The sequence below is a fragment of the Streptomyces sp. NPDC034103 genome (assembly GCF_055575395.1).
The window spans coordinates 310,610-322,781 of sequence record NZ_JBVISS010000011.1; the positions used below are offsets into that span (position 1 = coordinate 310,610).

Consider the following 12,172-nt stretch of genomic DNA (forward strand, 5'->3'; position numbering starts at 1 on the left):
ACGCTTTACCGGGCCTTTGCCAAACTCCCCCACCCCCATGGTGAATCGATTCAGTCGAATGGATTCGACGACAGGACGGACCCCCATGCGCAGCAGAGCCGCAACGATCGCCGGCATCGCAGCCGCCGCCCTCCTCACCACCGGCGTCACCGCGACCACCGCCCCCGAGGCCGCCGCGGCGGCCTGCGGCGAGGGCTCCTACCAGGCCGAGGCCGTCCTCAGCGGCGGCACCTGGACCGCCCGCCGCGGCGGCACGACCGTCTACACCGGCACGGACCTGCGCGCCGCGGCCCAGGCCGCGGTCAACAGCCTGACCGCCGGCCGCACCGCCAAGGAGCGCGTCGTCGTCCGCGGCTCGGGCTCGATGTCGGCCGGCTCCCGCATCTCCCTGCCGAGCTACACGGTCCTCGACGTCTGCGGCACCATCAACGTCACCGGCACCGGCAGCGGCGACCAGGCCCCGGTCTACTCCCGCGGCACCCGTGACATCGAGGTCCAGCACCTCACCCTCACCGGCAGCCCGCTCTACGGCGTCTTCCTGCGCAACGTCCAGAACGTCGTCCTCGGCCAACTGGACATGCGCCTGTCGGCGGGGCTCGGCGTGCGGATCGACAACCGCGGCGACACCAGCCAGTGGACGCGCAACGTCCGCATCGACAACGCGTACGTCTCCGGCGCCTCCAGCCACGCGGTGGAGCCCTACGGCGTGGACGGCCTCACCGTCGGCACGGTGACGGCCCGCGACGTCGGCGAGTCCGGGCTGCTGCTCAACCAGACCATCAACGCCACGGTGACGAAGGTCGACGCGGAGAACGCCGGGACCGGGACCGGGTACGCGGCCTTCCGCATGGCCAACCGCAACGGACGCGTGGGCAGCGCCTATCCGACCAACATCCGGGTCGGCGAGGTCATCGCCCGCGGCGGCGGCCGGGGCGTGTTCTGCGTCTCCGAGAGCGGCGGGGCCGTCATCGACAAGGTCACCCTGAACAACACCGGCAACAACTCGGTGCTGATCGAGAACTGCTACAACGTCACCCTCGCCGCCCGGAGCGGCACCATCACCGGCGGCGGTGAACTGCGGCTCGCGGCCCGCTCGGAGTTCCCCGGCAACGACACCATCACCGTGCAGAACCTGACGGTGACGAACTCCTCGATCCGCGAGAGCCCGTGCGGCACCAACACGACGTTCCGCAACATCACGCGGGTCAACACGACCCAGTCCATCTGCTGACACGCCGCAGAGCGCTCAGCCCTCCGCGACGACCACCGCCGAGGCCACCCCGGCGTCGTGACTGAGCGACACGTGCCAGGACCGCACCCCCAGCGCGGCCGCCCGCGCAGCGACCGTCCCGGTGACCCGGAGGCGGGGCTGCCCGCTGTCCTCGACGTAGACCTCGGCATCGGTCCAGAGCAGCCCGGCGGGCGCGCCCAGGGCCTTGGCGAGCGCCTCCTTCGCGGCGAACCGCGCCGCGAGCGAGGCGATCCCCCGGCGCTCCCCGCTGGGCAGCAGCAACTCGCTGTCGAGGAACAGCCGTCGCGCCATCGCGGGGGTGCGCTCCAGCGACGCCGCGAACCGCTCGATCTCCGCCACGTCGATCCCGACGCCGATGATGCTCATGCGCAGCACCCTATGACCAGGCCCCGGACGCCGGTCGCCTACTCCACCGTCACCGACTTGGCCAGGTTCCGCGGCTGGTCCACCTCGTTGCCCCGGGCGGTGGCCAGCTCGCACGCGAAGACCTGCAAGGGCACGGTGGCCACCAGCGGCTGGAGCAGCGTGGGCGTGGCCGGGATGCGGATCAGGTGGTCGGCGTACGGCACCACCGCCTCGTCCCCCTCCTCCGCGATCACGATGGTGCGGGCGCCCCGGGCCCGGATCTCCTGGATGTTGGACACGATCTTGTCGTGCAGGACGGACCGGCCGCGCGGTGACGGCACGACCACCACCACCGGCAGATCCTCCTCGATCAGCGCGATCGGCCCGTGCTTCAACTCGCCCGCCGCGAAGCCCTCGGCGTGCATGTAGGCCAGCTCCTTCAGCTTCAGCGCGCCCTCCAGCGCCACCGGATAGCCCACGTGCCGCCCCAGGAACAGCACCGTGTCCTTCGCGGCCAGCGATCTGGCCAGGGCCCGGACCGGCTCCATCGTCTCCAGCACCCGCTCGACCTCGCCGGAGATCTGCGACAGGTCCCGGATCACGTCGGAGATCTCGTCGCCCCACTTGGTGCCCCGCACCTGGCCCAGGTAGAGGGCGACCAGATAGCAGGCCACCAGCTGGGTCAGGAACGCCTTGGTCGAGGCGACCGCCACCTCGGGCCCGGCGTGCGTGTACAGCACCGCGTCCGACTCCCGGGGGATCGTCGAACCGTTGGTGTTGCAGATCGCCAGCACCTTCGAGCCCTGCTCCCGCGCGTGCCGCAGCGCCATCAGGGTGTCCATGGTCTCGCCGGACTGCGAGATGGCGATCACCAGCGACCGCGCGCCGAGGATCGGGTCGCGGTAGCGGAACTCGCTCGCCAGCTCCACCTCGCAGGGGATCCGCGTCCAGTGCTCGATGGCGTACTTGGCGATGAGCCCGGCGTGGAAGGCCGTACCGCACGCCACGATCACGACCTTGTCCACCTCGCGCAGCTCCGCGGCGGTGATCCGCACCTCGTCCAGGGTCAGCGAACCGGCCGCGTCGATCCGGCCGAGGAGGGTGTCGGCGACCGCTTTCGGCTGCTCGGCGATCTCCTTGAGCATGAAGTAGTCGTAACCGCCCTTCTCGGCCGCCGAGGCGTCCCAGTCGACGTGGTACGAACGCACCTCGGCCGGACGTCCGTCGAAGCCGGTGACGCTCACCCCGCCCCGGCGCAGCTCCACCACCTGGTCCTGGCCCAGCTCGATCGCCGACCGGGTGTGCGCGATGAAGGCCGCCACATCGGAGGCGAGGAAGGCCTCGCCCTCGCCGACGCCCACCACCAGCGGTGAGTTCCGGCGCGCGCCGACGACCACGTCCGGTTCGTCCGCGTGCACCGCGACCAGCGTGAAGGCGCCCTCCAGGCGTCGGCACACCAGCCGCATCGCCTCCGCCAGGTCGGCGCAGGAGGAGAACTCCTCCGCCAGCAGATGCGCCACCACCTCGGTGTCGGTCTCGGAGCTGAGCAGATGTCCTCGCTCGGCCAGTTCGGCCCGCAGCGCGGCGAAGTTCTCGATGATCCCGTTGTGGACGACCGCGACCCGGCCCGCGTTGTCCAGGTGGGGGTGCGCGTTGCCGTCCGTCGGACCGCCGTGGGTGGCCCAGCGGGTGTGCCCGATGCCCGTACCGCCCGTCGGCAGCGGCCGGTCCACCAGTTCCTTCTCCAGGTTGACCAGCTTGCCCGCCTTCTTCGCGGCCGCCAGCCCCCCGTCCGCCAGCACGGCGACCCCCGCCGAGTCGTACCCCCGGTACTCCAGCCGCTTGAGTCCGGCCATCACGACTTCGAGTGCCGACTGCGACCCCACGTAACCCACGATTCCGCACATGCGCCGCAGCCTAGAGGCGATCTCCCGCCCGAACAGCGCCCGAATCGGCCGCAGCCTGCCCGAATTCGGAAATTCCCACGGGTGTACGACCGTCCGCGCGCCCCGACCCGGCCGCCGCGTGACGGACCCCACCCGCCATCGCGTTCAAACTCCGTTAACAATGGACTGTGATCTCTCCGGTCTCCTCGATATCCCGGAGCACCCACCGGCAGAAGCCGGAGGTGACTCCCTACGTCGACCTCACCCGTGCCGAGTGGAGCGCGCTGCGTGACAAGACGCCGCTGCCGCTCACCGCCGAGGAGGTCGAGAAGCTGCGCGGCCTCGGTGATGTCATCGACCTCGACGAGGTGCGTGACGTCTACCTCCCGCTGTCCCGGCTCCTCAACCTCTACGTCGGCGCCACGGACGGCCTCCGAGGAGCGCTGAACACCTTCCTCGGCGAGCAGGGCGCCCAGTCGGGCACCCCCTTCGTCATAGGGGTCGCGGGTTCGGTGGCCGGCGGCAAGTCCACCGTCGCCCGGCTGCTGCAGGCCCTGCTCTCCCGCTGGCCCGAGCACCCGCGCGTGGAGCGCGTGACGACGGACGGCTTCCTGCTGCCGACGAAGGAGCTCAAGGCCCGCGGCCTGATGTCGCGCAAGGGCTTCCCGGAGTCGTACGACCGCCGGGCGCTGACCCGTTTCGTCGCCGACATCAAGGCCGGCAAGGGCGAGGTGACGGCCCCCGTCTACTCGCACCTCATCTACGACATCGTCCCCGGCGAGCAGCTCGTCGTGCGCCGCCCGGACATCCTGATCGTCGAGGGCCTGAACGTCCTCCAGCCCGCCCTGCCCGGCAAGGACGGCCGCACCCGCGTCGGCCTCGCCGACTACTTCGACTTCAGCGTGTACATCGACGCCAGCCCCGAGGACGTGGAGCGCTGGTACCTCAACCGCTTCAAGAAGCTGCGGCAGACGGCCTTCCAGAACCCCGACTCCTACTTCCGCAAGTGGACGCAGGTGTCCGAGGAGGAGGCTTTGGACTACGCCCGCACGCAGTGGGACACCATCAACCGGCCCAACCTGATCGAGAACATCGCCCCCACCCGCGGCCGCGCCACCCTGGTCGTCCGCAAGGGCCCGGACCACAAGGTCCAGCGTCTGCGCCTGCGCAAGCTGTGAACTCCCGTGCCGGGGCTGTTAGAAAGGCACCATGCTGCATCTGCGCCTGATCACTCCGGCCGAGAAGACGGACGCCGTGGTCGGCCTCATCGAGAAGACGGTCGGCACCACGCATCTGGTCGTCCTGCCGGGCGCCGCCCGCAACCCCTCGGGGGACGTGGTGATGTGCGACGTGGCCCGTGAGGCGGGCGACGAACTCATCGGCGCACTAAGGGAGTCGGGCCTCGACGAGACGGGCTCCATCGCCGTGGAGAACATCGACCTGTCGCTGTCCAAGCGGGCCGACAAGGCCGAGAAGGACGCCCCCGGCGAGGGCGCGGACGCGGTGTTGTGGGAGCAACTGACCGACGCCACCCACGAGGAGTCGACGCTCTCCGTCACCTACCTCGCCTTCATCACCCTGGCCACGATGATCGCGGCCTGCGGTGTGGTCCTCGACAACGCGATCCTGATCGTGGGCGCCATGGCGGTCGGCCCGGAGTTCGGCCCCCTCGCCGCCTTCAGCACGGCGATCGTGCGACGCCACCCCCGCCTGGCGCTGCGCTCGCTGATCGCGCTGCTCGTCGGGTTCGTGGTGGCGATGGTGGTGACGGTGGGCTTCAGCTATTTCATGGACGGCGTGGACCTGTTCAGCACCGGGCAGTTGAAGGCCGAGCGCCCCAACACCAACTTCATCTACCGGCCCGACTGGTTCTCGTTCGTCGTGGCCGTCCTCGCCGGCTGCGCGGGCACCCTCTCCCTGACCTCGGCCAAGTCGGGCGCCCTGGTCGGCGTCGCCATCTCGGTCACCACGGTCCCGGCCGCCGCGAACGCCGCCGTGGCCTTCAGCTTCAGCCAGTACAAGCAGGCCTGGGGCTCGACGGAACAGCTCCTGCTGAACCTGCTGGGCATCGTCCTGGCAGGCACGCTGACCCTGATGCTCCAGAAGTGGCTCTGGCGAAAGCGCCCCTGAACGGGCGCGGGGAACCGCGCGACCGGCCACGACGAACCCGCGGCCCGCAACGCACACGAATCCCCGCCCCCTACCCGGCGGTTCAGCCCAGAGCCGACTTCACCGCATCGGCCAACCGCCCGGCCACAGACCGAGCTTGGTCGATATCGGCCGCCTCGACCATGACCCGCACGAGCGGCTCGGTCCCGGACGGCCGCAGCAACACCCGCCCGGTCGCCCCGAGTTCCCGCTCCGCGTCGGCCACCGCGGCGGCGAGTTCCGCCGAGGTCCCCACCCGGGAACGGTCCACGTCGGGCACATTGATGAGCACCTGAGGCAGCCGCTCCATCACGGACGCCAGCTCCCGCAGCGACCGCCCGGTCTGCGCGACCCGCGCCGCGAGCATGAGCCCCGTCAGCGTCCCGTCACCCGTGGTCGCGTGGTCGAGGATGATCACGTGCCCGGACTGCTCACCGCCCAGCGCGTACCCGTGCTCCTTCATCGACTCCAGCACATACCGGTCGCCGACCGCGGTCTGGACGAGCTGGAGCCCCTCCCGCTCCATCGCCAGCTTGAAGCCCAGGTTCGACATGACCGTGGCGACCACGGTGTCCGACCGCAGCGCGGAGCGCTCCCGCATCGCCAGCGCGAGGACGGCCATGATCTGGTCGCCGTCCACCTCGTCCCCGGTGTGGTCCACGGCGAGGCACCGGTCGGCGTCCCCGTCGTGCGCGATGCCGAAGTCGGCCCCGTGCTCGACGACCGCGGCCTTGAGCAGACCGAGGTGGGTGGAGCCGCAGCCGTCGTTGATGTTGAGCCCGTCGGGCGAGGCACCGATGGTGATCACCTCGGCACCGGCCCGGGTGAACGCCTCCGGCGACACCCGCGCCGCGGCACCGTGGGCCTCGTCGAGGACGATCTTCAGCCCGTCGAGCCGGTTCGGCAGCACGGCGATGAGATGGGCGACGTACTGGTCGAAGCCCTCCAGGTACTCACGCACCCGCCCGACGCCCGCGCCCGTCGGCCGGTCCCACGGCTCGCCGTGGCGGTGGGACTGGTAGACCGACTCGATGCGCTCCTCCAGCTCGTCGTCGAGCTTGTGCCCGCCGCGCGCGAGGAACTTGATGCCGTTGTCGGGCATGGCGTTGTGGCTGGCGGACAGCATGACGCCGAGGTCGGCGCCGAGGACACCGGTGAGATAGGCGACGGCCGGCGTCGGCAGGACGCCGATGCGCAGCACGTCGACACCGGCGCTCGCGAGACCGGCGACCACGGCGGCCTCCAGGAACTCCCCGGACGCGCGCGGGTCCCGTCCGACCACCGCTGTCGGCCGGTGGCCCGCGAACGTGCCCGCCTCGGCCAGTACGTGGGCCGCCGCAACCGACAGACCCAGCGCCATCTCGGCCGTCAGGTCCGCGTTGGCGACGCCGCGCACGCCGTCGGTGCCGAAGAGTCGTCCCACTTGTCCTCCAGATAGAGCGTCATTACTCGGAGATCATCCGATCGCACAAGCCTGAGAGCATCTTGTGCCGTTATACGCCTCAGCCTGTGATAAACGAACGCCCCGGCGGCACTGTGGCGTGCCGCCGGGGCGTTCGGACGTACCGCTGAAGTGCGAGTACGAAGTGCAGGCAGCGAAGCTTAGCGCTTGCTGTACTGCGGGGCCTTGCGGGCCTTCTTGAGACCGGCCTTCTTGCGCTCGACCGCACGGTCGTCGCGGCGGAGGAAGCCGGCCTTCTTGAGGGCGCCACGGTTGTTGTCGACGTCGGCCTCGTTCAGCGCGCGGGCGACACCGAGACGGAGCGCACCGGCCTGGCCGGAGACACCGCCACCGGCGATGCGGGCGATGACGTCGTAGCGGCCCTCGAGCTCGAGCACCTTGAAGGGCTCGTTGACTTCCTGCTGGTGCACCTTGTTCGGGAAGTAGTCCTCGAGGGTGCGACCGTTGATCTTCCACTTGCCGGTGCCCGGGACGATCCGGACGCGGGCGATGGCGTTCTTGCGACGGCCCAGGCCGGCGGCCGGCTGCGGGTCGCCGAAGCGGGAGGCCGTGGACTCGGAGGTGTACTCGCCCTCGACGGGGACGTCCGACTCCGTGGTGTAGCTGTCGATGTCAAGCTCTTCGAGCGGCTGCTCGGCAGTGGTCTCGGCCACGATGCTCCTCAGATTCTCTTCAGTCTTAGGGGGTGGCCGGACTTACTGCGCGACCTGGGTGATCTCGAACGGCTGCGGCTGCTGCGCGCCGTGCGGGTGCTGGTCACCCTTGTAGACCTTCAGCTTCGAGAGCATCTGACGGCCCAGCGTGTTCTTGGGGAGCATGCCCTTGACGGCCTTCTCGATGGCCTTCTCGGGGTTCTTGTCCAGCAGCTCGTCGTAGCGGACCGAGCGCAGACCACCCGGGTAGCCGGAGTGGCGGTACGCCATCTTCTGGGTCCGCTTGTTGCCGGACAGGTGCACCTTGTCGGCGTTGATGATGATGACGAAGTCACCGGTGTCGACGTGGGGCGCGTAGATCGGCTTGTGCTTGCCTCGCAGGAGCGACGCGGCAGTGGTGGCCAGACGGCCCAGGACGATGTCCTGGGCGTCAATGACGTGCCACTGGCGAGTCACATCGCCGGGCTTGGGGCTGAATGTGCGCACTTCGCAGCCTTTTCTTCTTCAGTGGATGGATGGTGACACACGGCATCACTGAAGCGATCGTGCAGCTGGGGACGACAGTGCCGGGAACACTGCCCGTATGCCGCCCACTGGTAACTGCTCCAGGGAACCTACGTAAGGGCCTCTCGTCTGAGAACGACCAAGCCGATACGCATAACAAACCGCAAGAGTACTCGGGCTGCCCCGTACGGGTCAAAACGAGCCCGCCGCCCCGTCCCCGGGCGTGGCCCGCACCACATCCGCCCCTCGCACCCCGGCACCCCCGGCGGCCCCGTCCAGGAAGAACGCCGCACGAACCACCCCGAGATGCCGCCTTTGCCCCCACTCATTCCCCAACCCCTGCGGCGGTGGAGCCTGTTGAGGCGAACCGGCCCGCCGCGCGCCCCGTCTAAGATGCGCCCCATGAGCTACGGGCAGCAGGGGGGACCCCCGTCCCAGTGGGATCCCTGGAAACCGAATTCCCAGCAGCCGTGGACCAGCGCCGGCGACGGCCAGACCCCGGACTGGGCCGCACTCGCCGAGGCGTCGGAGACCCGCAACAAGCGGCGCAGGCTGCTGTTCGTCGGCGGCGGCGCCCTGGCCACCGTGGCGATCGGCACCGCCGTGGCCGTCGCCGTGGTCTCGGCGAACGGGAGCGACGACGAGGCCTCCACCGCGTCCTCGCTGCCCGCGACCGCCGACATCCCGAGTCAGTCCCCCACGGACCCCTCGTTCGCGCCGACCAGCGCCCCGCCGCCGCTGGACCCGAAGGACTTCGTCGCCGACAAGGCCAAGGACACGGCCCCGCTCAGCGTGGAGACCCTCTTCCCCGGCACGCAGCTGACCATGGGCGAGACCGTGTACAAGAAGGGCGCGGCGAACGACACCCAGACGTGCGCCACGGCCGTCAACCCCGGCGGCACCCTCGGCAAGGTCCTCACCGCCAACGACTGCACCCGCGTGCTGCGGGTGTCCTACGTCCGTGACGGCGTCGCGGTGACGGTCGGGGTGGCTGTCTTCGACACCGAGGCGCAGGCGACCCGGGCCAAGACCCAGGCCGACGTCAAGAGCGTCATCGCCTCCCTGCCCGGCAAGGGCGTGAAGTCCTTCTGCACCTCCGCGATCTGCCGTACGACGACCAATTCCTACGGCCGGTACGCCTACTTCACCGTCGCCGGTTTCACCGACGGCAAGGACGTGACGAAGAAGAGCACCGCGGTCTTCGCCACCGGCGACGACCTGGCCGAGTTCACCTTCCGCCAGATCCGCCGACGCGGCGAGGCGCAGGCGTCGGCGGCCGCCGAACAGTGACGCTCAGCGGGGCTCCCGGGAGCCGTTGAGGACGGGTTCCGCGGGCGCCCCGCCCCGCGCCACCGGCGTGGGCCGTTCCGCCCGCCGGACCACCGTGCTGAAGACCCATGTCCGGTACGACCAGAAGCGGAACAGGGTCGCGACGCCGATGCCGAGGAACTTGCAGACGTTGGTGGCGAGGGTGCTGTCCAGGCCGAGGCCGTACGTGGTGACGTAGAGGACCCCGTTCTCGATGACCAGTCCGATCGCGCTGAAGAGGAGGAAGAGGCTCATCTCCTTGCGCCGGCGCATCCGCGCGTCCGGGTCGCGGTCCCGGTAGGTGAAGTACCGCAGCCCCAGGTAGTTGCTCAGGATCGCGACGGCCGTCGCCAGGACGCCCGCCCTCACGGGCGCCCATCCGGCGACGCCCGTGGCGACGTTGAAGACCCCGAGGTTGACCACGAACCCCGAGGCCCCCACCAGGCCGAACTTGGCCACCTCCCGGTACAGCCTGCCGAACCGGGAGGGAAGCGCGTGCCGTCCGCTCATGATCGCGGCTCAGCCCCGCCGGTTGCGCATCCGCAGCCGCAGCGGCACCAGGGCCGACTCGATCTGCGTCGAGAGGTTCATCTTGGAGACGCCTTCGGTGCGCTCCTCGAAGCGGATCGGGATCTCCACCGCGCTGTGTCCGGCCCGCACCGCCTTGAACTTGAGCTCGACCTGGAAGCTGTAGCCGGCGCTGTCCAGGGTCGCGAGGTCCACGTCCCGCAGGGTGGCGGCCGACCACAGGTTGAAGCCGGCCGTGATGTCGCGGATCTTCGTGCCGAGCACGGTCCGGGCGTACCGGTTGGCGAAGCGGGACAGCAGGACGCGGTGTCGGCCCCACTCCTCGTCCAGCGACCCGCCCTCGACGTACCGGCTGCCGACGACCAGGCCGACGCCGGAGGCCACGGCGGTGCCGAGCATCCGGGGGACCGCCTCGACGGGGTGGCTGCCGTCGGCGTCCATCTGGACGACGTACGCGGCGCCCTCGTCGAGCGCGGCGGTCATGCCCGCGACGTAGGCGCGCCCGAGGCCGTCCTTCTCGGTGCGGTGCAGCACGCTCATCCGACGCCGCCCGGCGGCCTGGTCCGCGTTGTACTTCTCGGCGAGTTCCTCGGCGATCCGCCCCGTGCCGTCGGGGCTGGAGTCGTCGACGATCTTCAGATGCAGCCCGTCGATGCCCAGGCCGAGCACCAGCTCGGCCATCCTCGGCAGGTTCGCCGCCTCGTTGTACGTCGGCATCACGATGGTGACGGGTACACCGGGGTGCCTGTCGTGGTCCTGCATGCTTGTGTGTTCCCTCCCCTAGAGCCTGTCCGCGACCGGCGCGGGTCTGCCCAGCGCGCGGAAGTGCCAGCCCGCGGCGGACCAGCTGTCCGCGTCGAGCGCCCCCCGGCCGTCCACGATCACGGGACGGGCCACCAGTGCGGCCGCGTGGGCCGGGTCGATCTCCCGGAACTGCGGCCACTCGGTCAGATGCAGCACGAGGTCGGCCCCCCGGAGAGCCTCCTCGGCCGACATCGCGTAGCCGAGGAGCGGGAACGCCTTGCGGGCGTTGTCCAGCGCCTCGGGGTCGTACACCGTGACGTCGGCGCCGTCGAGCCGCAGCCGGGCGGCCACGTTCAGGGCGGGCGAGTCACGGATGTCGTCGGAGTCGGGCTTGAAGGCCGCGCCGAGCACGGCGACGCGGGCCCCCAGCACCGTGCCCCCGCACAGCTCCCGCGCCAGTTCGACCACCTTGTCGCGGCGGCGCATGTTGATCGCGTCCACCTCGCGCAGGAACGCCAGCGACACCCCCAGCTCGTCGGCGCGGTGCGCGAAGGCGCGGATGTCCTTGGGCAGACAGCCTCCGCCGAAGCCGACGCCGGCCCGCAGGAACTTCCGCCCGATCCGGTCGTCGTGGCCGATCGCCTCGGCGAGGACACCGACGTCGCCGCCCGCCGCCTCGCAGACCTCGGCCATCGCGTTGATGAAGGAGATCTTGGTGGCCAGGAAGGCGTTGGCGGCCGTCTTGACCAGCTCCGCGGTCGGGAAGTCGGCGACGACCAGCGGCGTCCCGGCCGCCAGGACCGGCTCGTACACCTCCCGAAGGACCGTTTCCGCGCGCGCGGACCGCACGCCGAGGACCAGCCGGTCCGGGCGCAGCGTGTCCTCGACGGCGAAGCCCTCCCGCAGGAACTCCGGGTTCCAGGCGACCTCGACGCCCAGCGTGTCGGCGAGCCGCTGGGCCGTGCCCACCGGCACGGTCGACTTGCCCACCAGCAGCGCGCCCTCCCCCGCGTGCCCGGCGATCGCCGCGAAGGCCGCGTCGACGTGGGCCAGGTCAGCGCCCTCGGCACCCCTGCGCTGCGGGGTGCCGACACACACGAAGTGCACGTCGCCGAAGGCACCGGCCTCGGCGTAGTCCGTGGTGAACCGCAGCCGCCCGCTCGCGGTGTGCCGCGCGATCAGCTCGGGCAGCCCGGGCTCGTGGAACGGCACCCGGCCGGCCCGCAGCGCGGCGACCTTGTCCGGGTCGACGTCGACCCCGAGCACCTCGTGCCCGAGCTCCGCCATGCAGGCGGCATGGGTGGCACCGAGATAGCCGGTGCCGATGACTGTGAGCCGCATC

General features: G+C 70.6%; 12 protein-coding genes. 4 read left to right on the top strand and 8 right to left on the bottom strand.

The genetic code is table 11. The features are described from left to right. Positions 1-85: 85 nt before the first annotated feature. On the top strand, positions 86-1,231 hold the full coding sequence (locus ACZ56U_RS25885) for a hypothetical protein (protein ID WP_469086373.1): 1,146 nt from the start codon (positions 86-88) through the stop codon (positions 1,229-1,231). 15 nt (positions 1,232-1,246) lie between these two features. Here ACZ56U_RS25885 and ACZ56U_RS25890 read toward each other — a convergent pair whose 3' ends face one another. After that, entirely contained in the window at positions 1,247-1,618 is a 372-nt protein-coding gene (locus ACZ56U_RS25890) for a holo-ACP synthase (protein WP_391234455.1), read from the bottom strand. A gap of 38 nt (positions 1,619-1,656) precedes the next feature. Beyond that, positions 1,657-3,504 carry a glutamine--fructose-6-phosphate transaminase (isomerizing) gene (gene glmS / locus ACZ56U_RS25895; protein ID WP_469086374.1) on the bottom strand — a complete coding sequence of 616 codons (1,848 nt, stop codon included), beginning with the start codon at positions 3,502-3,504 and terminating at the stop codon, positions 1,657-1,659. A 167-nt stretch (positions 3,505-3,671) separates the two neighbouring features. On the opposite strand from glmS, the gene coaA reads away from it, so the two are divergent. Together coaA and ACZ56U_RS25905 are read left to right on the top strand one after the other, a co-directional pair. Then, complete coding sequence (gene coaA / locus ACZ56U_RS25900) at positions 3,672-4,661, top strand: type I pantothenate kinase (protein WP_469086375.1); 990 nt, start codon at positions 3,672-3,674, stop codon at positions 4,659-4,661. A gap of 31 nt (positions 4,662-4,692) precedes the next feature. Next, complete coding sequence (locus tag ACZ56U_RS25905; protein ID WP_469086376.1) at positions 4,693-5,613, top strand: DUF389 domain-containing protein; 921 nt, start codon at positions 4,693-4,695, stop codon at positions 5,611-5,613. Positions 5,614-5,695: 82 nt separating this feature from the next. Here the strand turns inward: ACZ56U_RS25905 and glmM are convergent, their stop codons facing one another. From glmM to rplM, 3 genes are all read right to left on the bottom strand, one after another. Continuing rightward, positions 5,696-7,054: a phosphoglucosamine mutase gene (gene glmM, locus ACZ56U_RS25910; RefSeq protein WP_469086377.1), complete on the bottom strand. Its 1,359-nt coding sequence runs from the start codon at positions 7,052-7,054 to the stop codon at positions 5,696-5,698. A 179-nt stretch (positions 7,055-7,233) separates the two neighbouring features. Then, a complete protein-coding gene (gene rpsI / locus ACZ56U_RS25915) occupies positions 7,234-7,746 on the bottom strand; it encodes a 30S ribosomal protein S9 (RefSeq protein ID WP_469086378.1) in 513 nt (170 codons plus the stop codon). Between the two features lie 42 nt (positions 7,747-7,788). Next, positions 7,789-8,232, bottom strand: coding sequence for a 50S ribosomal protein L13 (gene rplM / locus ACZ56U_RS25920; protein ID WP_391234443.1), 444 nt, complete (start codon positions 8,230-8,232; stop codon positions 7,789-7,791). A gap of 420 nt (positions 8,233-8,652) precedes the next feature. Between rplM and ACZ56U_RS25925 the strand changes: the two genes are divergently transcribed. Continuing rightward, a complete protein-coding gene (locus ACZ56U_RS25925) occupies positions 8,653-9,540 on the top strand; it encodes a hypothetical protein (protein WP_469086379.1) in 888 nt (295 codons plus the stop codon). Positions 9,541-9,543: 3 nt separating this feature from the next. Here the strand turns inward: ACZ56U_RS25925 and ACZ56U_RS25930 are convergent, their stop codons facing one another. The 3 genes from ACZ56U_RS25930 to ACZ56U_RS25940 are packed head-to-tail and all read right to left on the bottom strand — an operon-like array spanning position 9,544 to position 12,171. Next, positions 9,544-10,068 carry a GtrA family protein gene (locus tag ACZ56U_RS25930; protein WP_469086380.1) on the bottom strand — a complete coding sequence of 175 codons (525 nt, stop codon included), beginning with the start codon at positions 10,066-10,068 and terminating at the stop codon, positions 9,544-9,546. Positions 10,069-10,077: 9 nt separating this feature from the next. Next, positions 10,078-10,848, bottom strand: coding sequence for a polyprenol monophosphomannose synthase (locus ACZ56U_RS25935; RefSeq protein WP_469086381.1), 771 nt, complete (start codon positions 10,846-10,848; stop codon positions 10,078-10,080). An 18-nt stretch (positions 10,849-10,866) separates the two neighbouring features. Continuing rightward, entirely contained in the window at positions 10,867-12,171 is a 1,305-nt protein-coding gene (locus ACZ56U_RS25940; protein ID WP_469086382.1) for a UDP-glucose dehydrogenase family protein, read from the bottom strand. Position 12,172 lies beyond the last annotated feature (1 nt).

Bases quoted from the DNA above. Each gene is read 5' to 3' on its own strand.
- ACZ56U_RS25930 (WP_469086380.1), bottom strand. From the start codon at position 10,068: ATGAGCGGACGGCACGCGCTTCCCTCCCGGTTCGGCAGGCTGTACCGG.
- ACZ56U_RS25890 (WP_391234455.1), bottom strand. From the start codon at position 1,618: ATGAGCATCATCGGCGTCGGGATCGACGTGGCGGAGATCGAGCGGTTC.
- ACZ56U_RS25935 (WP_469086381.1), bottom strand. From the start codon at position 10,848: ATGCAGGACCACGACAGGCACCCCGGTGTACCCGTCACCATCGTGATG.
- ACZ56U_RS25925 (WP_469086379.1), top strand. From the start codon at position 8,653: ATGAGCTACGGGCAGCAGGGGGGACCCCCGTCCCAGTGGGATCCCTGG.
- ACZ56U_RS25885 (WP_469086373.1), top strand. From the start codon at position 86: ATGCGCAGCAGAGCCGCAACGATCGCCGGCATCGCAGCCGCCGCCCTC.
- glmS (WP_469086374.1), bottom strand. From the start codon at position 3,504: ATGTGCGGAATCGTGGGTTACGTGGGGTCGCAGTCGGCACTCGAAGTC.
- ACZ56U_RS25905 (WP_469086376.1), top strand. From the start codon at position 4,693: ATGCTGCATCTGCGCCTGATCACTCCGGCCGAGAAGACGGACGCCGTG.
- ACZ56U_RS25940 (WP_469086382.1), bottom strand. From the start codon at position 12,171: ATGCGGCTCACAGTCATCGGCACCGGCTATCTCGGTGCCACCCATGCC.